The organism is Paenibacillus sp. FSL H8-0537, from assembly GCF_038051995.1.
Lineage (GTDB): Bacteria > Bacillota > Bacilli > Paenibacillales > Paenibacillaceae > Pristimantibacillus.
Genome location: NZ_CP150290.1, coordinates 3,505,664 through 3,530,750, shown reverse-complemented (window position 1 = coordinate 3,530,750; position 25,087 = coordinate 3,505,664). Strand labels below are relative to the sequence as shown.

Here is a 25,087-nt window from a genome sequence, read left to right as displayed (position 1 = left end):
CTAGCTTATACATTTTGAGAGGGGAAACAACGATGAAAAAGACAGTTATGATGTTGGTATTAAGTTGTATGATCATATTGGCAGGCTGCGGCAGCCAGAGCACGAATGGGACAGAGGCGAATAGTAAGCCTGAAACGACGGCAAGCGTTGAAGCGGCAAGTGTAACGAAAACGGTGAAAAACCCAAATGGGGAAGAGGTAGTTGTTCCACTCAAGCCTCAGCGCGTTGCCGATCTTTCTGGAGCAACTGAGGAGCTGCTGCTGCTTGGCATTGCCCCTATTGCTACCGCAAATGCAGATTACGGCAATCAAAGCGAGCTGTCGCCGACCATTAAAGAACTTATGAGCAAGGATACCATTAATTTGGACTGGTATGCAGAGCCCATCAATATTGAGCTGGTAACAGCCGCTGATCCGGATTTAATTATTTTGGGTGCCACGTTTAATACGGAAATGTATGAGCAGCTTAGCCAAATTGCCCCTACTATTATTATTCCGCATGCCTATTATGAATGGAGAGAGCGCTTCAGTTTCTTGGCCGAGCTGTTTAATGAAGAGGAGAAGATGAAGCAATGGATAGCCGGTTATGATGCAGCAGTAACGCAATGGAAAGAAAAGTTAGCGCCGGTCATCAAGGATGAATCCTTCGGAATGGTTGAAACGTATCCGAACAACATCGTTATTTACTCTACTACGGGATCGGCGGAGCTCATTTATAAAGATCTAGGCTTTAAACGAACAGAAGGCATACCTGATCCCGAAGATTGGGGTGGCAAGGAAATCAGCCTGGAGGGCTTGTCCACGATCAATCCGGAAAATATGCTAATAATGGAAAATTCTGAAAATAAAATGGCGGACAGCAACGTTTGGAACACTATAACGGCTGTCCAAAAAGGCAACATTTATAAAATTACGAATGTTGATAACTATAACTATTCCTATACGGCTATGGGGCGGCTGGAGCTGCTGAACCGAGTGGGGCAGCTTATTTTGGACAATCATATGGCTTCATAACATTAGGCATAAAACAAAAGGCGAAGAAGCAAAATACTCCTTTAAGCAGATATGTGCAAAGGAGGAGGATGCTGAAAATGAAAGCCGATGCAGTCTCTAGATTACCTAAAATTACTCGGGCGAACAGGAATGAACAACTTGCCCATTTTGAACAAGGCGCTTCCATTGATGGTGAGGTCCGGTATTTATAGTAACCATATTTTGGTGCAGATTATGACGGAGTGGTTGAAGAAAAAGGGGATTGAAACGTTCGGGGATCTTCCCGAAGGGAAGCTGTCCATTCTTGCATCAAACATAAGCAATGGAAAAATCGTTGTGTTTCCCAATGATTTGCCCCACTATGGTTTATCAGCGGCTACTTTTCCGATAGCGGCGGCTGTAAGAATGAGTACTACGCTGCTTTTCTTTTTTCAGCCTTATATGTGGCAAACAGCAATTAATAAGAAGCCCTATTATATGCTTGATGGCGGCATGCTTAGTAATTATCCCATCTGGCTGTTTGATGTGCAGGGAATTCCCCGGTGGCCAACTTTTGGTTTCCGTTTGTCGGAGAAACGAACCTATGCGCAGTCCCAGAACATTAACGGCCCGGTATCTATGCTCAAAGCTACAATATAAACATAAGTTTAGAGAAAAAGAAAATACAGCTGCTATTTCTCTTCTTCCAGGTGAAAGCCAGCCACATGGTAAAACAACTTTGTATCACTAAAAAGTAAAAGTTGGTAAGCAGGCTGTTGCTGCTGCAGGGCATTATTCTGCGGCGGCAATAGCTTATTTTTTTTCGGCAGATTATACAAATCAATAATTAAGCTACTCCTGGTCATTACAGCCGAAGCAAATCGTAATGAAAGACACCGAGTATTATATTCATCAATACCAGCCGGGGCTTGTTGCGGATGAAATATTGGACTTGGCTAAACGGTAGATTCGAGTGGCATTATGATGTAGGAAGAATAAGGGCAATTCCATTTTACTTATAGTATAATGGTTACTTCAATAGGAGATGGAAAATAGGAAAAGAGGGACCGAATGCTTACTATACTGGTTGCTGACGATGATGCGAACATTCGCGAACTTGTCTGTTTATTTCTGCGCAACGATGGTTTCGCAACCGTCGAAGCCGCGGACGGCAAGGAAGCACTAGCCGTCTACGCCTCAACGCATGTCGATCTTGTCGTGCTCGATATTATGATGCCGATTATGGATGGGTGGACGTTATGCAAGGAGCTCCGAAGAGCCAATCCTGATCTTCCGTTGCTTATGCTGACCGCGCGAGGCGAAACATGGGAGAAAGTAAAGGGGTTCGAGCTTGGGACAGACGACTATTTGACGAAACCATTCGACCCATTGGAGTTGACGGCTCGGGTTAGGGCGTTACTCAAACGATACCGTATTGGCTCCACGCAGACGATTCAGTTCGGCGATGTCATCCTTGATCGGCAATCCTATAAGGTGATGAGAGGGACAGAGTCGCTCACATTGCCACTCAAAGAATTCGAATTGCTGTATAAGCTCGCTGCAACTCCCGGACAAGTTTATACACGCGAGCAGCTGATCGATCAAATTTGGGGAATCAATTATGCCGGTGATGATCGAACGATAGACGTACATATTAAACGCCTGCGCGAACGGTTCGGGACTACACCGGAATTTCGCATTGAGACGGTGCGCGGACTTGGCTACCGTCTTGAGGTTTACGAATGATCAGCTCCTTATACACGAAGCTCTTGTCCCAAGAGGGCAAGGGCTTGTTTTTTTATGCAGAATTCTTAATGGGAAAGCATCCGTATCGATAACTCGATTAAGCCGACAAATTGATAACATACCTCCTGTATCGTATTGATATAATACAAAAGACCTATATATTGAATATTAATTCTGTTGTATTATTCATGATAGATTATGCATTTCTGTCGAATTATGTAATAACTGATTCGACAGTTTATCTGACGGTATGGGAGGTATCTAATGCAACGCAAGTCAGGGTATGACGATCAAGAACAATCGGAGTCTTTTTCCAAATCTGAGCTTACTCTTCCTAAAGGGGGAGGAGCGATAAGAGGAATGGGGGAGACATTCGAGCCGGATTTATTTACGGGCAGCATGCATATAAGTATTCCCGTCTATGCATCGCCCTGTCGTGAGTTTGAGCCGGAGCTTCAGCTCCGATACAGCTCTGGCAGTGGGAACGGTGTATTTGGACTAGGCTTCTCCTTATCCTCCTCTTCCATTTCCAGGCGTACGGATATCGGTGTTCCTCAATATAATGGTACGGATCGCTTCCTGTTCGACGGCGAGGAAATCATCCCGAAGCTAGATTCTGACAGCTTGAAGCCCATAACCCGAACAGAACATGTCGGAGAGCAGATTTGGACGATTATAGAGTATATTCATCGCTTGGAAGGGGCTTTTGCGAAGATTGAATTTTGGCAAACTACTGAGACTTCCTATTGGAAGCTTCTATCGGGCAGTAACATATGCTCTGTATATGGTCAGAGCAGCACAGCTCGAGTAGCTGATCCCTCACGTTCTGAAAGGGTGTATCAGTGGTATCTGGAGCAGGATGTTGATGCAAAAGGAAATAAGCGAGTCTACACGTATTTTCCCGAGAACAAAGACAATGTTCCGACTATGCTTTCCGAGCAGAATAGACAAGTGTCGGCAGCCAGCTATTTGCACAGTATCGATTACGGCAATTATATCGACACCCATAATGAAGAAAAGTTTGCCTATCAGCTTGTATTAGATTATGGAGAATACGATATTTCCAATGATTCATTAAAACAGGCCGACTGCAAACCGCACATTCCCCAAACGACCTGGCCGGCACGACTTGATTCTTTCTCCACTTACCGCGGCGGGTTCGAAGTACGAATACACCGACTTTGCCAGCAGGTTCTAATGTTTCATCGTTTTACAGAGCTAGGCCCAGATCCTTGTCTTGTCCGTATAACACGCTTCACCTACTCTCCCGATCCGCTTATTAAACTGAACCGTCTAGCATCGGTCGAAATGATCGGTTGTCAAAGACAAGTTGATGGTAGCTACTTCACTCTTTCCACCCCCCCCTTAGAATTTACATACGCATCATTTCAACCAAAGCAGCAAGCCTTTAATATCCTTCAAACGGAAGACGAATATACGATTCCTGGATACCTGGATGGTTCATCTTATGATTTCACCGACTTATATGGGGAAGGCTTGCCCGGCATTATGCAGGTTAGCTCCAATGCGGCAACCTATTGGGAACCGATAGGGGGCGGCATTTATAATCACCCCCGAGCTGCTGAAGCATTCCCGTTAACAGAGGAATCTGCCTCAGATTCCAAATCGTTCACTCTAACAAGCCTGAATGGCAACGGTGTCATGGATTTAGTGGTTGCCGATTCGCATTGGGTTGGCTTCTACGAAACGGAATACGGGCGCTCATGGAGCGGCCTGCAGCCATTCACAAGCTTTCCGCTCGAATATCTCCAAAGCCCCTACCCGAAAGAGATGTCGGACATGCAGGGAGACGGCGTTCCTGATTTGGTTATTTTTGAGGATCGTCAAATCAAAATATATCCGTCGATGTATGAACAAGGATATGGGGCTCCCCTTCGTGCAGCTTACCCTGAATATGACTCAGAGAGCTTTCCGCTCAGCTCGACGGATAGTAGGAATGAAATCGTGACTTTTGCCGATTTCGTAGGCGACGGGCTTTCACACCGGGTCCGTATTCGCAACGGCAGTATAGAATGCTGGCCCAACCTGGGATATGGGCAGTTCGCATCCGTCATACGTATGGATCAAGCTCCTTATATTGATGGAAATTTCGATGCTTCCCGCTTGGTTCTAGGTGATTTGAACGGCTCGGGATTAACGGATATCGTGTATGTCTACCCGGATCGGGCGGAATTGTTTCTCAATCAGGGCGGTAATGCATTCAGTTCACCCGTGTCCATTTCATTGCCGGAAACTTTCGGTGAAGGGGACCGTATGCAGTTGGCTGACGTTCTCGGCAACGGATGTAACGGTCTGCTCTTTACCAAGGTTAGTACGGATACGGTGAAGCATTATTACTATGACTTTTCAGGGGGACATAAACCGTATCTCCTAACCCGTACTGATAACGGCATAGGAGCCATTACGGATATCCAATACGCAAGCTCCGTTCAGTTCTATCTGGAGGACAAGCGAGCAGGGAAGCGGTGGGAGACTATTCTTCCATTTCCCGTGCATGTGGTGGAGAAGGTTCGTGTGACAGAAGCTTGTTCTGGCAATCAGCTTGTGACCCGATATAAGTATCATGAGGGGTATTACGATCCAGTGGAAAAGGAATTTAGAGGCTTCGGCTTCATGGAGCAATGGGATACAGAAATGTGTTCAAGCGGATTCGAATTACCAGGAAACGCCCCCGTGTACTGGAAGAGATGGTACCATACCGGCTCCTCCCGGAATTCGGCCACCTTGTCCAGGCACTTTCATAAACAGTATTACGGGCAGGATACCCTCGCTTATGTTATGCCAGATAGTCATCTGGATGAAGCACTACTCGGCGCTGACGGGGAAACGCTCCGTCAATGCTATATAGCTTTGAAAGGTCTTCTGCTGCGTGAGGAGGTATATGGATTAGATCAACCGGGCGGAATCTCTGTGCATCCGTATACGGTTCATGAAACCAATTATACCGTAAAGCTTATTCAAGAACGGGGAAATGCTCTTTTTGCCGCGTTGTATGCGCATGCCAGAGAATCAATTGACTATCAATATGAACGAAATCCTAACGATCCGCGTGTACAACATGAAATAGTCGTGGAAACGGATTTGTATGGTCATGTTACCAAGGCGTTACAAATTCATTATCCGCGCCGCTTAAGCTCGAAATTCTCCTTACCTGAACAGCAGCAGCTGCAAATACTTCTGAAGGTGACATCTTTTGTGAACGTCACAAATACGTTTCGCATCCTTGGCGTGGAATCTGAGAGCCGGTCGTATGCTTTGTCGGGTATCCAATTACCTGCATCCTTCTATTTTAATCTAGTAGATTTGCAGGCTCTACTACCTGGGGCATTGGAGCAGGTTATTCCCTATGCTACGCCGCTCACCGCTGGTATGTTCCAATCAGAGCTGCTCTCCTGGGATCGCCATTATTATTGGAATGCAGCCCAGACGGATGCTTTGCCGCTAGGTCAAATGACAGCTGTTGCGCTTCATCATCACAGCGAGCATGCAGTAACTACTTCCGACCAAATCAGTAAAATCTATGAATCAAGGTTGACAGACATCATGATGAGTGACGATTGCGGCTATAGTCTGCATGACGGGTACTGGTGGAATCAGGGGCTGGTACAGCATTATGCATTAGGTGCGGATAATTGCTTCTACTTGCCTTGGAAATTAGAAAACACAATGCTCTCCGAAAAGAGGAATCTTTTCTACAGGATACAGTACAGCTACGATCTCTATTGTCTATTTCCAATTAACACGATTCAGCATGTGAGTGAGACGGCTTCAACCTCCATGTCTATTGTTCTCGATTACAACGTAATCAAACCGGGACGTACAACGGATATTAACGGAAATATGGCAGAGGTTGTGTATGATCCCTTAGGCATGGTAATAGCCTCTTCCTTATATGGAACACATCAGAATCGGCGTGTAGGAGACGGTGATCTAGCACAATACCTGCCTGTGAAGGATGGCTCATTTGAGGATGTACTGGCTCACCCCGAACGATATCTTCAGCAGGCTTCTTCTTTCACTTATTACGATGTTCATGCTTGGAGGCTGGGGAAGGGGCCTAACCGAACCGTGGAGCTTTACCGGGAAACGAGTGTCTCGGAGGAGTCTGGCGATGCGCCCACCCGCATTCTATTGCATGTAAGCTATTTGGATGGACTAGGCAGGGTCATTGAATCGAAGAAAAGATCGGATGGAGGCGTGGCATTCGGAGTTGAAATCGCGGATGCTCCGGCAACTGACGTATTTAATCCCCCTACAGTAATAACAAACGTACGTTGGCTCGTTTCAGGCAGAACGGTATATGACCATAAGGGTAGACCCGTAGAGCAATATTTGCCTTATTACTCAAACGTTCCTGCATTTGAAGAGCAGGCAAAGATGGCGGGCTTGCTGCCTCCGCCGACGCTCACTCATTATGATCCGCTTTCCCGTATTTACCGTGTGGATTCGCCCAAAGGCTATTATACAAAGACGCTATACACGACTTGGGAGGAAGCACATTACGATGCGAACGATACCATCGCAGATTCTGACTATTACCAAAAATTTATGCGGGATTATCCGAGTGGGCCGGACTTAAATCAAATTGATGAGAAGGATGCTCTACTGAAGACATACCGATTTCGAGACACTCCGGTCATTCTAATTAAAGATCATCTCGAGCGTGTATTTCTGCAATTGCAAAATAATTTGGGTGAAACCTCAAGCGACCTGTTCAACGATATGGAAAAGGAAAGCACAATAACCGCATCCGATATATGGAATGAGCTGGTTCACAAAGGATATATAGATATTACGGATTCCGCTACGGGACGCGGAAAAGCTTCAGCGAATTTCCGACCATATTCTCCGGGCTTCTTGCTTAATATAGATGCCAAATACGAGCCTTATGCACAAGAAATTCTAGTGCTGCTGAGACAGAGCTGCCTGCCAGCCTATACAGGATACGACAGCAAGGGAAACGTTCTTTACGAGGTGAATGCGAGAAATTATTATGCCGGAGACCTCCAAGGACTGTTGCTGAAAGATGTACAGTTTACCTACGATATGCAGAATCGGTTATTGTGTACGGACAGCAGGGATGCCGGTATACGGCTCGGAATCGACAATATGTTCAATGATCCGGTGCATACATGGGACAGTCGCGGCTTCCATACGACCACTCTATATGACGGGCTGCAACGCCCTGCGCAAATTATAGTAGATGGAACGGATCATGCTTCTAATCTTGTATTGGGGCAGACGGTTGAAAAGTACGTCTACGGGGATAATGCCGGTCTTAGCGTGGAGGATGCCCAAAATCGCAATCTCTTCGGTAAGCTGTACATGTTGTACGATCAGGCTGGTGTGATGAGCCATCAAGCTTACGGCTTGCAAGGACATATTCTGGAAACGGAGCAAACGCTGCTTGCGAATTATTCCTCAGAACCGAATTGGAGCGAAGGAAGTCAAGGTGCACTGTGCAGCGAAACATTCGTCACCTCTTTTATCTACGACGGGCTGGGCAGATTGATTGCGGAAACCTCTGCGGATCAGACGGTGTACAGAAGCGCTTACAATTTATGCGGGCATTTACAGAAGGTTGTGGTTGATTTCCCAGAACAGCCGAATGTTCCGTTTATTCAGGACATCCAGTACGACGCAAACGGTCAGCATACGCTAATTGTCCGGGGAAACGGAACCTCAACAGCCTTTACCTATGAAGAAACCACCGGAAGGCTGCTTGGAATTGCAACGTCCCGATCGACCGCCGACAAGAAGGGAAATGCGAGGAGTCCGATTCTACAGAAGCTGACGTATTCGATGGACCCTGTCGGTAATATAACGAGGTCACGCGACTATAGCTTCCAAACGGTTTTTCAGAATCAGCAAATCGTGGAGCCGTTAAGCGATTACACCTATGATGCTCTCTACAGGTTGATTCAAGCTTCAGGCAGACAGCATCCAGGAATTCTGTCAAGCACGCATGCAGCAGGCTTTAAGCAAAGCGAATGGATGCCAATAAGCCAGCCACACCTGAATGATGTGGAGAAGCTTGAAAATTATACGGAGACTTATATATACGACGAGGCTGGAAATAAAACTCAAACCCGTCATGCGGCTGCTTCCGCCAGTTGGACACGAACACTTAAGGTTTGTGAGAATTCCAATTGTTTAAAGGAAATGACCGCAGGCAGCTTGGCGGGCATCCAGGTACAACTGCAATACGATAATAATGGCAACCTCCTAGCACTCGAACACCTGCGTTCCATGCAATGGAACTATAGAAATAATTTAGCTAACGCAACGATCATTGAGAGAGACGGCGACCAGTCTGACTGTTCTTACTATGTTTACGACAGCGGAGGGCAGAGGGTCCGTAAGGTGCTGGAGCGCAAAATTAGCGACGGATTAACCGAAATTCAAGAAAAAATATATGTAGGACGATTAGAAATCAAGCGAATTTCGCGAGTCCAAAATGATGTGTCAACCCTCATACTGGAACGGCATTCTTACCGAGTCATGGAGGATGAGCGGACAGCAGCCATTACGAATTTCTGGACCAAGGATGACGCAGGCCGTGAAACCGATAGCTTGGGCAAACGGCAGTTGCGTTATCAATTAAGCGATTTCCTGGGCTCTTCAACGATGGAGGTAGATGAAGAGGCTTGCTTAATCAGCTACGAAGAATACTTGCCATACGGAGGGACCTCCTACATTACAGGAACAAGCCAGCGGGAGGTGCAGCTGAAGGAATATCGTTACAGCGGTAAAGAGCGAGATGATTGCACAGGTCTATATTACTATGGGGCGCGATATTATCCGCCATGGCTAGGCTGCTGGATTAACGCCGATCCGGCCGGTACAGCGGACGGATTGAATATGTATGCTTTCGTCGGCGGCAATCCCGTGCGGTTCGTTGATCCGGAAGGATTGGCGAAGGCTAAGAACGATAAAAAAGTCGCTAAAAAAAAGCTGAACGCCAATTTTAAAGCAAAGAAGAGGAAAGAAGACTTGAAAAGTTTTTCCTCTGGTGATGGTAAGAAGCAGGCGGAAATGATTACAGAGATGAGAGGACGTTCACTCAGGGTTACAAAGAACAGACAAATTCATATCCGGAAGATGCTCCACAAGGCAGCGGATAAAGCGCAGATGGAGCTGGATCAATTTGACTTGCCGCCAAGCTCAGGAAAATCCCTGCCGAAGAAGGTAGCTGAACCAACCAGCGTGCAGGGAGCATTTTTCGCAGGCAGCCATACTTACATCGAAAATCAACAAATTGTTTCCCAAGCGAGCCTTAACGTGGATGGCCGCGATTCTACCAATGACACAATGGGAAAAGCCAGCGCCTTCCACAATACGAACAATTTGCCCGCAAGTCTGTATTCCAAAAGGAATGATTCGGGATCGGGAGGCTTGGGCGAAGCCTGGTGCCATCTGATTGCTCACTGTCTGGGCGGTGCGGAGGCCTCCAATAATCTTGTAGCGGGAAGCCAAGGCTCCAATCTCGTTCAACTAGGTATAGAGCTTGCGGTAAGGGATTTTGTCAAAAAAACGGGCGAGAAGGTGCTAGTTAAAGTAGGAGCGAATGTGAGGCTGAGGGCCGACGGCACCATAACCCATATTGCAGATGATTTTTTTTATCAGATCAATGATATGAGTGGAAAACAGATTTACTCCACCAAGTTCAAGGCGAATATTTTACGAGCGGATACGCTCCAGAAGCAGAAGAAGAGGGAAGCTACACGAAGCATGAAAAGTCATTTTGGTTATTAATTTATTCGGGCAACAAGGAGGGTCTTATATTCATGGATATTCAATCGTATTTGAGTGACGCGCATCCGACTTTGGCACAATTTTATGCCAATAACCCGAATTTCGATATCCACCATTTTCAGTTCACAAACACGGCTTCCGTGCAAGCGTTAGACGGGTCCGATGATCAACATTCGGAGGCTCTAAACCTGCTTAGCAGCTATCAAAGACTGCTACGGCTCACCAATGATCCACAGGCAGCCAGCGTACTACTAGCTGGCAGCAGCAAGGGAGAAAGCGAAAACGGGAATGGTACAGGCAAGCCTGCGTTGCATTCAGCCCAACAAATCGCAGCCATCAATCCAGATCAATTTGTGAGAGCCTATGGGCCGCTGCTCGGTGAGGACGGAGCAGCGCAGGCCGCTGCCATTTATACACAGGCGAAGCATGTTGAAGCCCAGACGATGCATCAATGGGCGTCCATCTCCCAGCTTTCAGCACCTCATACGAGAAATTACGCCGCCAATTCGATATCGGATGCTATTCTCCAGCATTATGAAGCGCTGCCTGATTATCAGGAGATCTTCGGTACGCTAAATTACTGCGAGTGCGATGAATGTAAATCTATCTTTGGTCCGGCTGCATATTTGGTCGATTTGATGCGGATTGCGAGCCAATACATTACGGTGCCCAATAGCACGACCATTCCTGCCAACATGGCCCTTTCCGCTCGTCGACCGGACCTGGCAGGCATTCAGCTTACTTGTGAAAATACGAATACGACCATGCCTTATTTACAGATCGTTAATGAACGGCTAGAGGCTGCTGTCTGTTCGGCTTTAAACATCAAGGGGGATATCTATCAGACCTTGGCGGGTGAGGTCTATCCGTTCAACTTACCTTTCCAATATCCTTTGGAACAGATGCGAATTTATTTGAATCGTATGAATGTGTTGCTTCAGGATCTGTACTCGGTATTTGGCTCACCCGCTGCAAGTGTAGCCGCAGAAATACTCGGTCTATCTCAAGAGGAGTTTTCACTCATTTCAACCTCCACCAAAGATGAAGCCCAATTGAAGGCATTCTACGGGGTATCGGATTTGAAGGTGCTGTCAGATGTAGATACATTTTGCAAACAAACCGGATTAACATTGGTGCAGTTGCAGACGCTGTTTAGCCAAGATCTTTCTGTAGCCGAAATCCAAGCAGGTTTGGCAAAATCGTTTTTTATTAATGATGGTTTAGCGCAGCCTCTGCAGGTCAATAGCGAAGATACCGTCTTGACTATAGTGAACTTGACTAACGATTCCTTGGACCGGATTCACCGCTTCCTGAGGCTGAGTAATAAGCTGAGCTGGAGCTATGCGGATTTAGACTGGGCGCTGCAATGTGTAAAATCTGGTGCACCGCAGCTGGATTCTCAAGCATTGACAGAGCTGGCCAAGCTGAAAACTGCTAAAGAGCAATGGAATCTGTCGATAGAGCAGGCAGGAGTGCTGATCTTCGATGTAAAAACGTATGGGCAGGGAGCTGCCTCAATCACAAGTACCGCATTCGACAAGCTCTTTAACGGACCGGAATCCACTCCTTATCATCCTGGGGACGAGCTGAAGGGCAGCTATTCCTTCAATCCGATGTTTACCGATACCCTCCTCTATTGGAAGGTAGGCGCGGCGGATGCAGATAATATGAAGCTCGCAGCCCGCATTGCCGCAGGGCTGAAGCTAAGTCAGAGCGATCTAAACCTGCTAGCTGCAGCGTTGTTCGGAAATCAAGTGAAAGTGCCGTTAACGGTGGGCAATCTATCCGTACTCTATCGTTATTCTTTGTTCGGCAACTTGCTGGGAATGCCCACAACGCAGCTTGTTTTGCTGCTAACGCTTTTCAAACAGCTGACCTTAGTCCCTACGATGGATGCCTGGGTCTTAATGAAGAATAACGCGGATCGATTGAAACGCTCAAGGATTAATGTGTATGAATTGGATTATGTAGTGAACGGCAACGCTTCCGATTTTGTGGACCCGCTTTATCGGCCTACAGATTTGGAAGGCTGGTTGAATAATCTCCCACAGCTCATTGCAAGTACGGCCTCCCGGCAAGAAGCGGGAGCCTTGCTGCAAGAGCAACAATTAAAACTGCTCGGGCAAATTTCCGCATTCTTCCATGTTCAAACCGTGCAAGTAACGAGTTTGATCGCTTTGTTAAACGATACTGATTTGGATCTTGTCGCTATATTCACTGATACAAAGCAGAGATTAACGGCTGAAGACAAGATGAAGCAGATATCGCAGTGGCTTGTGCTTGCACGCAAGTTTTCGCTGACCAGCGATGACTTGGCGACCATTAAGGACAGCCACATCGCTTTCGGTATTGCGGACACTACGAAGTTGACCGCGCTCAACGTGCTTGATGTGTACGCCTATCAGGAGTTGAAAGTGTTTTTCAATGATGTAATTGGCGATATTTCTCATTACATGAATGCTGCTACGGACACGGACGCAGCTGCAGCCATAGTAGAAATAACAGGACTTGCAGATACCGAGCTGCTCTCCCTGTTTGCGTCGTTCCCGTTATTGTCGCGAATGGAACGGCTTTATTTGCTGCAAAAGGTTATCAATGTTATGAAGTCCACAGGCGCGAGCTTCAGTCTGCTGGACAATGTAAGCAAAGTTGCCGGTCTCGGTGCTGAGGCGAATTGGGCGGATTATACTGTAGCCGCTAATAATCTGTTATTGACGTTAAAGGCGCGCTTGGGCGCGGATAATTGGGAGACTCTGTATCTTCAGGTTAACGGGGCCGTACAGGAGAAGCAGCGAACAGCTTTAATTTCTACTGCGCTGAACGCATTGTCGAAAATGGAGGATCTCGGATGGATTCAGAATGGTCGTCATTTATATGAATATCTGTTAATCGACGTCGAAATGAGTGGCTGCGCAACGATCTCTTATATTAAAGAAGCGCTGAACGCCATACAGTTGTACCTGCTCAGAAGTAGGGAACGGCTGGAGCAAGGTGTCATCCATTTTGACATACCTGCGGTATGGTGGAGCTGGATGATTAACTACCGGATTTGGGAAGCGAACCGCCAAGTGTTTTTATATCCTGAGAATTACATTGATCCTTCCTATAGGCAAAATAAAACCGCGCTCTTCACAGAGTTTGAAAATACGCTGAAGCAAGGCGATATTACAAAAGATACGGTGGAAGCCGCGTATCGAAAATATTTGGACCGCTTTGCGGAGCTTGCTAAGTTGAAGGTAGTCGATACCTATCATACCCATGTCACAGATCCAACGCATGACAACGCAGAGGTCACCTATCTTTTTGCCAGGACAGAAACACAGCCCTACAAGTATTACTATTTGACACGGGATGAAGGCAATGTATGGTCGGAATGGAACGAGATTAAAGTCACAATTAATGCTGACACGGTATCCCCGGTTTATGTATTTAATCGTCTCTTCCTGTTCTGGGTGGAACAAAAGGTCGTGAAAGATAGCGGTACTGGCTCGACTGGGCAAAAATCGGTTAGAGCAACCATTCGTTATACGTTCTACAATTTTAGCGGTAGCTGGGTTCCCCCGCAAACGTTGGCGGAAGATACAGTCATCTCGGCGGATAACAGTACATTTATGGTTCAGGACGGGGTCAAAACGCTCTTTAATACATCCCAGTTCGATCCTGCCAGACTTTGGTGGAATAAGGTGTATCCGCTCAAAATCGAGAAAAACCATTATCTTACGCCAAACGTCGGAGCCAACCGATTTGAGAAGCTGGTGCTGTTCTTTGGTCCTATGATTGACATTGGAGGTTTATCCACATTCACGATGCCGAATGCTCCTGTTTCTTCAACGGATACGCTGCAGCAATTTGAGAATCGTTTGTATAAAGTCGTGCAGCAATTTGTTCTGGCTAAAAAGGTCGGGCACACGGGATTCCTGCCTCTGTTTCAACCAATCGTTATCAATGATGATCTGCAGCCCGGCTTTATCGTCAATCCTGATGAGTACATCATTGCTGCTAAAGAAGCGTTGATCAGCCAGACATATTTCCGTCCTGAAATTGACCGAAGCTCCGGCAGACTGAATCTGATCGATACCACACAGATTCTTTATGATAACTATGCTGCTGATTCCATTCGAAATCCGTCGCCAGTCCTTGCTCCGGTATCTTTGAATGATTCTTCTTTCATTTCAACGACATTGGAAATGGATGCGATACAGTCCAAAGCGGTCTGGGGCGGTCTGGTGAAATCAGGCTACTTTAATGACAGAGGTTTGGCTAAAGGCTCCTTTAACTTTGTTCAGCTTGGGAAAGACGTTGCCGGCTATCTTGCAGGACAGACCAATGTACAGGCAAAAGCATCGTATGTGCTCAATAAGATCAGCCAGGCGAGTGGAACGGTAGCTTTGTCCAGTACTATGAGAGGCACCGAATACGAACTGCTTACGGTGAAAAACCATCCGGCTGCGTTCTTGTTCAAAGGGGATAAAGAGGCATTCCTGTTCATGGATACAGCTTCGGAGGTACAGGATAATGTACCAACCATCAGCGAGGCGCTTCTAAATTCGGATACGATTTTTGCGCCGACCTCTTTTATTTCGTCCAATCTGAATATTGACGCGAACGGTTCGCAAACCATCTATAATTTACTCGTCAAAGGAGGATATTTGGATCAGGAGGGGGTTCTGGAAAATTACTCGGATGCCCAAAGCCTGACAGAGTATTTACAGCCGCAACTGGTTGCGAGCACATCGGCGGTCGTAAATGTGTTGATGAATAGCCCGATGTTTACCGATCATTCCTTCGTGGCGGCTGCTCCTGTTGATATTGAGGTTTCCGGTTCTCAGTTGATTTTTCAACAATGCATAAAATCGGGTTACCTTGATCCTAATGGCAGAATACTGGCGGATATTGATTTCTATGAGCTGCTCGAATACGTCACAGGGCTGCTCGATGGACAGCCGAACGAGGATCTGAAGGTTCGGCATGTTATGGATACTTTGTATCAGTGGCCTTTTCCGGTGTCTGTCGGCTTTCTGGACAGAAACAAGGATGGCATCGGCAGCATAAAATACCGTTTCTCCGCCTTCCGTCTTACGACGGCCGCGGTGCACAGGCTTAGCTCTACGCTATTTACAGGCGGTGTCGATGCGCTTCTCAGTCTGGAGTCGCAACAGATTCCAATCGAGGCGGAATTGTTGTTTAAGCGGTTCCAATTCGATGGCAATTATGTAGTTGCTCCCGATGCAGCCGATGGTTCGCAAGTTGATTTTTGGGGGGCCTACAAGCCTTACTATTGGGAATTGTTTTTCCATGCCCCTTACTTAATTGCGGACTTGCTGAAAACGAACCAAAGCTATCAAGCGGCCGAGAAGTGGTATCAGTATATATTTAATCCGACTTTGCAGCCTTTTCAGATCAGTGCGGAAGATTTTCAAACCTCGACGATCGGGCTGACCAGTTCACAGCGCATTTACAAAATTCTGGTTGATCAAAAGATTATTACGGATGCAGGTGCGGTAAGTGCGGATTTCTCGGATGCAACGCCGATCAGCCAGCTTTTCTTCTTTTTGGACGATAAGCAGATCGATTCAGTCCGAAATCGGTTGTTAAACGATAAATTAGGCAATCCGGCGGCTCGCTTCTGGCAGTTTAATCCTTTCCGGAACCATACACTGGAAACGTTAAAGGAACAATTGACCAATCCGCAGGAGATTGCGGCCTATAATATGGATCCGTTCAATCCAGATGCGATTGCAGGGCTGCGAATCGGTGCATACGAGAAAGCGGTGGTAATGGCCTATATTGATAATTTATTGCAGTGGGGCGACTCCTACTTTATGCAATACACATGGGAAGCCATCGTGACCGCAACGATGATGTACGTATACGCTTATGATTTGCTGGGACCAAGGCCCGAAAATATAGGGAAATCCCCAGAGCCTGCACCGAAAACATTCGCCGATCTTCTTGCGCAATTCAAAGACGGCATTCCGCAGTTTCTAATTGCGCTAGAGCAGGAGACAGCCGCGAATGACGCTTTAATGGCCTATGCACCGTTCAATGCACTGGACACTTATTTCTGTGTGCCGGAAAACAAGCAATTTATTGCCTATTGGGATCGGGTGGAAGACCGTCTGTTCAAAATCAGACATTGTCTCAACATTCAGGGAATCCCGCAAACACTGGCTCTATTCGAACCGCCGCTTGATCCTGCCCAATTGATTCGCATGGTCAGCGCCGGAGTGAATCCATTAGCCTCACTGAAACCGGCTAATCAAGGTGTTCCTTACCGATTTGCATTTATGCTGGAACGGGCGAAATCCATAACAGGCACATTAACACAGTACGGTAGCAGCCTGCTGGCCGCACTTGAACACAATGATGCGGAAAGCTTGTCTCTGCTCCAGAGCACACATGAAAAAAACATTCTTAATCTCTCCACAATGATTAAAGAGCAGCAATTGGAGGAGATTGCAAGTACGCTTGCGTCATTAACGGAAAGCAGAACGAGTGCGGCATTCCGACAAGAGCATTACAGCACTTTATATGAGGAGAACATCAACGGATTGGAAATTACGGATATAACATTAAGGGGGTTATCCACGGAGCTTCAGGTGGCTTCCATTGCCATTCATGGGCTCTCGATAGGGGCCTATCTGGCTCCGAATATTTTTGGCTTGGCGGATGGCGGGATGCAATTCGGTGATGCCGTGAATGCTGGTGCATCTATGGCTGACGGGGCGGCGAACGGCTTGGATAAAGCCGCAGGCTTAATTAATACCGGCGCTCAGTATGTGCGCCGCCGGGAAGAATGGGGGCTGCAGCGGGATGTCGCGGCATCTGAAATCAAGCAGCTGGATCAACAGATTACTGGAGGGAATGTGCGCTCCGCCATGCTGCAAAGGGAGCTCGACATTCATCAACAAAACGTAAAGCAGCATGATGAGATGGAACAGTTCCTGCGCGGCAAATTTACGAGCCAAGAGCTTTACCAGTGGATGATCAGCCGATTATCGACAGCCTACTTCCAATGTTATCAGCTCGCAGTGGATATGGCGATGGCTGCGCAAGCGGCCTATCAATATGAGCTGGAGCGGCAGGATCAATTTTTGCAATTCGATTACTGGGACAACCTCCACAGGGGACTTCTTGCCGGGGAAGGCTTGTTGCTGGCCTTGAATCAAATGGAGAAAGCTTATCTGTTCAATAACTCGAGAGATTTGGAGCTTGAAAAGACCGTATCCTTGCTTCATCTGGACCCGGTTAAATTTATTGCTTTTAAAGGGGGAATGCCAGGCGGCACGGGGGTTCAAGGCAAGCTGGATTTCGAATTGAATGAGAAGCTGTTCGATTTCGACTTCCCTGGCCATTACTGCCGCAAAATCAAGTCAATCTCTATTTCCATACCGGCTGTAGTTGGACCCTATCAGAATATCAATGCGATACTAGTCCAAAATAGAAATGCTGTCGTCGTACAATCCGATATTACAGGGATCAGCTATCTCCTGAATCCGGCTGATCCTGCACCGGGACCAGAAGTATTAAGGCAAAACCATGTGTCGCAGCAGGTTGCCGTGACTCGGGGGATGAATGATTCCGGTCTGTTTGTTCTGGATTTTAAGGATGAGCGATATTTGCCGTTCGAGGGGACAGGCGCGGTATCTTCGTGGACGTTACACCTGCCGCCGGAAACCAATCGCTTTGATTTCAGCAATATCTCAGATATTATCGTCAAGATTCAGTACACGGCCAAAGACGGTGGGACTCTACTCGCTAACCAGGTGAAACAACAGCTGCATGCCGAAAGCGCTCCTTATCCTTATACTCCGGCCAAAATGATCGACCTGAAGCAAGCGTTTCCGAGTAATTGGTTCGCTTTGTTCAGTCCGCAAGCGACCCAAGGGGTACAGCAAATAAGCTTTCCTGTCACGGATCGTACCATCTTGACCCACTTGTCGGATGTAAGACTGCTGTCCGCCACGGTTCTGATCCTTACGTCCAATCTGGCAATCGTATCCGATAAGGATCAGAGCACGCCGTTCTTGAGTTTAAAAATGGGGGACAATGCTGTGATCCCGGTAAACGTAAACAATAACTTGGGAACATGCAATTTAAGCAATGTCACAGGAACCGGCTTAAACGCCATTTTGCAATTTTCTTTAGCCAATACGCCGGATACTCTTTTGTTGAATGGGGCTTTAAATCAGGAGGTATTAGCAGGGTTAACCGTTATTATAACTTATCAATCAAATGTGTTCACAAAGACAAGTATGACTAACTAAACGAAAAGAGGTAATGAAAAATGGATTGTTTAGACTCTCTTGAAATCAATTTGGGTAAAGCGCAAAATTTAACGGATGTAAACTGGTCTCAAGTGAATCCTCAGGATATTAACAACAATAATTTTCAATTCGGAAAGCCTTTTTATCTAGTATGCCCCGGACAGCATTGTCAGGATAATGTTAACTTCTCCCCTCAAGCCCATCGTTTATGCCAATGTACGGATATTAACGGAAACCCTGTGCCGGGCTGTTCCCCGCATGATTATCTGTACCCGTTTGCAGCTCAGGTATGCTTTGATACGCGCAATCCTTCCGATATGAGCCATGCGACGCTCGGCAACCGCGGCTGTATGGGTTTGGGAGAAACCTGGAACGTTGTCACCTGTTATTGCTGCTGCTCCTGTTTCGCCCACGGTACGCAAATCGGGACACCACAGGGCCACACTGCAATCGAGAAGTTTAGTGTAGGGGATAAAGTCATTACAGCCAGCTTGCAGCAAAGCGAGCAAGGTATCCAACTGGAGTGGAAGAAAGCCAGATTGAACTTCAGCAACGGCACTGGTCCTCAAAGTCATCAGCCTGCTATGGTCTACATCCGATTCGGCGGTCATGGAAGCATCATCGTCACTCCGGACCATCTGTTCCTAATGCCTAGCGGCAAGCTTAAGCGGGCTGACCGTCTCGTGCCGGGTCATGACTTGCTGATTTCCTATAATGCTACGGAGGTAGAAATTAACGAAATCAGCATCGGCGAATACACAGGCGGGGTGCATCATATCGCTACAGACGTTTCCTTTAATGGATCGCTGGACGGCCATTTGCTGCTTTCTGAGGGATTGGTTTCCGGCGATTTCAACCTGCAAATTCGTCAGCGGGACCTTATGGAAAGCGGTCTGCTAGAGGATATGGAGGCTCAACCGAAATTGGGAACCAAAGAATATGAAGCGGCTCATTCACACTTGGTTGCCGGGAATTATATGTCCTTTAGCACAAAGAGCAACGCTGAATCGGATACGTTATCCGTTGCTGCTGCTCCTGAAGCGGCTGCGAAGTTGAGCAAATTTTATGTACACGGATCAAATGTAGCTTTTGTGCCAGACAATGCTGCTGCCTTCCTTAGCCCTTTGCAAGCGATTGACGTAAACGATAGAGCGGAAAGATGGAACTTTACGGAAGTGAGTATTGGCAATGCCATGGTAAAATACCTAGTGAACCTGTTCCAAGGCTTCTACCCGGATATTACGTTCTATCATGATATCGGACGTCTGGAGCCCAACGCTTACGCCTTCACCCAATACGGCAAGCAATACGTTGTACTTTCGGGCGGTTTAACGCGTATCAAGGGGCTTGGCATGGAAGGAATGGCGTTCATTCTCGGGAATATGGTCAGCCGTCTTCAGAAGAGCGCGCCTTTGAACGCAGATGGCTACACTTCTGTTGGCATGAGTGATTACTATACACCTGCTATTTTGCAAAATATGTTCTTCGGTACGCTTTACGCCCCATTGATGACTAGCGCGCTGCACCAAATTCAACTTGTCATCTTTAATAACATAAATGTTTCGTTGCATGATGCTTATGAAAGCGATTTTTACAAGCCAACTACGGGAACTAGAATGGATGCCATAGAAGCAGGCAATGGCATGAATTTCCCACCGAACGGCATTGGTGGTCCAGAAGCGAACGGCTTGAAGGTAATCGGAGCGAAAGTAACTGGAGCGACCATTAGAGCATCCTCGCTGGTGACAGCTGATATAACGCCTGACATCGCAGCGAAAGCATTCAAGCTGCTGCAGGATAATCAAATCGTCGATGCAACAGGTTTGATCACAGCGGATTTCGCAGTAGTCACAGACCTATCGTTCCTATTCGCGGATCTGACCGGGGAAAATAAAACGCTGCTTACAGAAGAGGTTCGTTACGCTTTGCTTCATGCCAGCTCCAGCGTTGAATTGCAATTTAATACAGCCGTTAAGGCGCTGAATGCAGCCGATGAGGATGATTTTTCATTTGAGCCAAGTGCCCTTATTAGCGCTGTAACATCTGGCAGCAGCCGTTCTTCCGTATTGCTGAAGGTCAATCTACAGCGCGGAGTGGCTTATACCGTTTCGGTGTCCAGAGCGCTAACATCAGACATCGGCTCGACCTTGGACCCGAATTCCGCTTCAGCTGAAATAACGTTGAAATAAAAGTTGAACGATTAAAAGCACAAAGGAGAATAGCTATGAAATCAGCCGCCCAAGAGATGGGAGCATTCACGGGAAGTATAAAAGAGCAGTGCGAGCAATTCGGCATCATCCTGGGTTTGAAAGGTCCGGTTTCGGAAAAGGTTCTTTTTGCGGCTGTTCATGATCCAAGTTACGCGCATAATTTATTGTCAGCACGAAGGTCGGAGATGTTTCTAACTCATTTGCTGAACAATCCTCCAATTGTGGAGATGGGCGAAGGAGAGGAGGTTTTAGGATCGCCCGGAGTATCAGGTACAACGGGTGCTTCTGATGCATCACTCTCACATGCAACAGAGGTGTCTACTTTTACTGGAGGGCCTGCGGCGGCACATTCCAATACGGATTTGGCCAAGAAAGCCGGACAAGCGCTGTGGAAGTGGGCAAGAGCAGGTTTTGCCACTGTGGAAGACGATATTTTCCGCAAACGGATGAACGCTTGCATGACTTGCCCGCACATTCAAAACAAGCCGGATAAGCTGTTGTACAACGCACTTTCCGGAACCACTTCGGCCACTGTCGATGCCGCGGAGAAAATCTGCGGCAAGTGTGGATGTGTGCTGTCCAAGAAGACCAAGCTTCCGACGGAGTCTTGCCCGGATGACCATCCGGATCTGGTGGGTATGACACGCTGGGGAGAGCCGATATCAGCCTCCTAACTTTATAAAAAACCATCCTTGCGAAATGAACTGTAACCTCAATTATGGACAGTGTTAAAAAACGGTATTGAAGCCTTAAGCAGCTAGGAGATGACTTCTGAATTCATCGAGGCCACTGAAAAACTTACGTTTATAATTTGTTAAGATTTGTTTTAAATCAAAAAGGCGAAATTTCGTTCACATTGGAACGGAATATCGCCTTTCTCTTTATTCTTTTACTTTGAATCTTTCATGAGTGTAATGATTCGCTTGAGATTAACAGAAAATATGGCCATGGCACCTTGCATTTGCATGCCAACAAGACCCGAGGACGATGCAACATCATACCCGTGTCTATGCTTGAGTTCACTGTTTTTCGCTTCAATTTTATAACGTTCTTTCGATTTCTCCTTGAAATCATCACTATTTTGAAATGCCTCATGTTCCTTATGTTCGGTGGATTTGATGGTTACAGAATAGGTTTTACTTTTCGCACCTTCTTTATAGCACCCGTCTTTCATTGGACATACTTTGCATTTTTCAATGTCAAACATGTAGGTATTCTTTTGGTTATTATTCATACCTTTCTTACCTGTGCGCGCTCTTTGAATCGCCATATGTCCAGCTTTACAAACGTACATACCTGCATCTTTATTAAACTCAAATTCCTCTTCTTTTTTACGAGTTCCTTGTGTGATATTAGGGTTTAATTTTGATATTAATTGTAATTCGTTGTGATTGGCATACTGAATATTATCTTTTTCAGAATAGGCTGCATCTCCAATAACGGTATCGATCTTCATACCTGTGTCATGACTTTTTTCGATGAGAGTTTGAAGTTGTTTTCCATCATTCTTTTCACCCGTCGTAATCACCGCTGCTGTAATGATTCGTTCTTCATTCATTGCAAGATGTGTTTTATATCCGAAGAAAGAGGAGTCGGCTGTTTTGTGACCTAAACGTGCATCCGGATCATTTGCGAATTGAAGATGCTCTTCGTGATCTTCTACGATTTCTTTTAAATAGTTCAGCTTTTCTTTTACTTTTGGGTATTCGCGAATCTTTTCTTCCTTTTCCACAGCCTGAATGACTTTTCGGCAATAGTCCAATTCATCTTCCAATTTGTTTGTTGTTGTTTTTGAAGGGAATTTATCTTTCATCTTTTCATCCATTTGATAAACGGCTTTTCGTAGCAGCTTGGACTTCTCCATTAAAATCTCTTTGGGTGATTTTTGATTGTAACGCGCTTTTGAATGTGTGGCGTCTACAATAATCGCGGTACTTTTTATGATTTCTTTTTCCAATGCAATCGCTACTGTTTTTTGAATAAGTATGTCTAGTAGGTTTACATCTTTCAAACGAAGTTTTCGAAACTTCGTTAAAGAACTCGAATTAATGACGCCATCTTCCGGCGCCATATCCAAGAAATATTTAAAAGACATGTCATATTTCGATCGTTCTACAACATCCACATCGGATACATCGAAAATAGATTTCAATAATAAATATTTGAACATACGTATAGGAGGTACTGCATTGCGACCGTTATCAAGGCAATATTTATTTTGTAATTCTTCATGGACAAAAGAAAAATCAACAAGGTCAATAATTTGGCGGAGCATATTATCTTTAGGTACAACTATATCGTAAATTCCCACATACGGGCTGAGGTTAAGAGTTTGTTGATTTGAAATCATCCGAGACACCGCCTAGAATTATTACAGCTATTATACAGCAAAACAGAATACCCTTCCTCGCAAAATCGAGGAAAGGTATTCTATTTCTAAGGTGTGGACTTTTTCAGTGGCCTCGAATTCATCAGGAGTCATCTTTTTTAGTGTCCACTGATAGCGTTCTGTATTGTAGTGGATCACATACTCATTAACCCGTAGCCGCAGCTCTTTAAGAGATTTACAGTCCTTGTAGTCAAGCTCGTCCTTCATATGACCAAAGAACGTCTCCATGGACGCATTATCCCAGCAGTTCCCTTTACGAGACATCGACTGCTTAAACCCAGCTTCGGCGATGAGGAGGCGGGTTTTCGGGTGCGTATAGTGCATGCCCTGGTCAGAATGGAAGATGGCATCGGGATGAATATTTCTGTCCAATCGTTTGAGTAGGCGAGCCACTGTCCGCTCAACCAAGGATAGCTCCAGCGTTGAAGATAGATAGTGTGCCAGAATCTGCTTCGTAGCACCGTCCTTCACACAAGAAAGATATGCCCATTGACCGCCACCATAGCGCATGTATGTGATATCTGTAAGGAGGACTTTCTCTGGTTCTCCTTGATCAAACTGACGCTCTAGGAGATTAGGACATGTACGATGTTCTTGTGTTGCTTTAGCCATTTTGCGATAGGGATTGGTTTGACGGATCGTAGCTACTAGCCCAAACTTGCGCATGATACGACGAATCTTTTTATGATTCATGACAATGCCATTCAGTCTCTCCAGCCTCATTTTGATAACCAATGCGCCTACTTTCCCATTCAATGCTTCAAAATGCTCCCTAATAAGCTGAAAGTCGTATTGATCGGCTGTCTCTCGCAATTGACGCGACTCTTCAGCGTTACACCAACGGTAATAGCCACTTGCACTTACTCCGGCAATCTTACAGAGGTAACGTGTTAAACGTCGTAAATCATGCTTACGAATCGTTTGATGAATGAGCTGAAAGCGCTCGGAAGGTGTCAACTCCTTACTTTTTCGCCTTTCGAGCGCTTCTAGCTTTTTTAATAGCTCGTTCTCCGCTTCAAGGAGTTTAATCCGAGCTTCTGCTTGTTGCAGCTTCTCTTCCACTGATGATTCCGTTTTTGATCGTCTACCCGTACTTCCAAGGCCTCGGCGCTCTTCTAACAAACCAGCCTCACCGTGCTTAGTGTAGGTCTCTCTCCAGCGATAGAGGCTTTCTGTAGGTGTTCTCTGGCCAACGAGCTCAATACTAAAGCCTGCTTTCAAAAAAATCTCCATTGGTGGCTCTCCTGCCTGGTTAGCTTGCACTGCTGCGAGTTTAAAAGCTGGAGCATACGAGACGTTTCTCCCCGATACGCGGCTGACATTCGGATTGGACTCCAATAGCCTGATCTCTGTTTCAGTAAATCCTGTTCTGGTTTTCCTCATGATGTTCATTCCCCATGTATTCTCGATAGTATGATTAAAGCACAAAAACCCGTAAGAGGTCACTTTTTTCAAGTGTCCATCTTACGGGTTACAGTTCAGAAAATGCCGCAGGGATGGTTTTTTTTGGAAAGGGCGATGGCAATCTTTAGCGAGCTGATTAACAGGGAACTGTGTTAAATAAATCTAAATAAAAGCTTCACATCCGTGTGGACTTCTTGTTGTTCGGCTAGGATTTTCCAATGTCTGGGAGATCGCTGGAAAGGGTCATTCTAGCGTTAAAGCAGTGCGAAAGAAGTCATCCCAGCATTAGCGCTTTCTACCATATTCAAGTAGCATAATCTATGC

At 46.2% G+C, this 25,087-nt stretch carries 9 protein-coding genes; 7 read left to right on the top strand and 2 right to left on the bottom strand.

Going from position 1 to position 25,087, the window contains the following annotated elements; genetic code table 11:
- The first annotated feature begins 32 nt into the window (after window positions 1-32).
- The 7 genes from MHB80_RS14715 to MHB80_RS14685 all read left to right on the top strand — a co-directional run bounded on the left by MHB80_RS14715 (window position 33) and on the right by MHB80_RS14685 (window position 21,644).
- Window positions 33-1,013, top strand: a complete 981-nt coding sequence (locus MHB80_RS14715; protein ID WP_341277708.1) for an ABC transporter substrate-binding protein — start codon at window positions 33-35, stop codon at window positions 1,011-1,013.
- A gap of 129 nt (window positions 1,014-1,142) precedes the next feature.
- Window positions 1,143-1,631, top strand: a complete 489-nt coding sequence (locus tag MHB80_RS14710) for a patatin-like phospholipase family protein (protein WP_341277707.1) — start codon at window positions 1,143-1,145, stop codon at window positions 1,629-1,631.
- A 411-nt stretch (window positions 1,632-2,042) separates the two neighbouring features.
- Window positions 2,043-2,717: a response regulator transcription factor gene (locus MHB80_RS14705; RefSeq protein WP_341277706.1), complete on the top strand. Its 675-nt coding sequence runs from the start codon at window positions 2,043-2,045 to the stop codon at window positions 2,715-2,717.
- A 264-nt stretch (window positions 2,718-2,981) separates the two neighbouring features.
- Window positions 2,982-10,493: a SpvB/TcaC N-terminal domain-containing protein gene (locus MHB80_RS14700; protein ID WP_341277705.1), complete on the top strand. Its 7,512-nt coding sequence runs from the start codon at window positions 2,982-2,984 to the stop codon at window positions 10,491-10,493.
- 32 nt (window positions 10,494-10,525) lie between these two features.
- A complete protein-coding gene (locus MHB80_RS14695) occupies window positions 10,526-18,760 on the top strand; it encodes a neuraminidase-like domain-containing protein (RefSeq protein ID WP_341277704.1) in 8,235 nt (2,744 codons plus the stop codon).
- A gap of 20 nt (window positions 18,761-18,780) precedes the next feature.
- Entirely contained in the window at window positions 18,781-20,949 is a 2,169-nt protein-coding gene (locus MHB80_RS14690; protein WP_341277703.1) for a Hint domain-containing protein, read from the top strand.
- A 35-nt stretch (window positions 20,950-20,984) separates the two neighbouring features.
- Window positions 20,985-21,644 carry a hypothetical protein gene (locus MHB80_RS14685; protein ID WP_341277702.1) on the top strand — a complete coding sequence of 220 codons (660 nt, stop codon included), beginning with the start codon at window positions 20,985-20,987 and terminating at the stop codon, window positions 21,642-21,644.
- Between the two features lie 215 nt (window positions 21,645-21,859).
- Here MHB80_RS14685 and MHB80_RS14680 read toward each other — a convergent pair whose 3' ends face one another.
- Together MHB80_RS14680 and MHB80_RS14675 are read right to left on the bottom strand one after the other, a co-directional pair.
- Window positions 21,860-23,320 (bottom strand): IS1182 family transposase, encoded by a 1,461-nt coding sequence (locus MHB80_RS14680; RefSeq protein ID WP_341277701.1) that lies wholly within the window; start codon window positions 23,318-23,320, stop codon window positions 21,860-21,862.
- Between the two features lie 30 nt (window positions 23,321-23,350).
- Window positions 23,351-24,742 carry an IS3 family transposase gene (locus tag MHB80_RS14675; RefSeq protein WP_341277700.1) on the bottom strand — a complete coding sequence of 464 codons (1,392 nt, stop codon included), beginning with the start codon at window positions 24,740-24,742 and terminating at the stop codon, window positions 23,351-23,353.
- Between the last annotated feature and the right edge of the window lie 345 nt (window positions 24,743-25,087).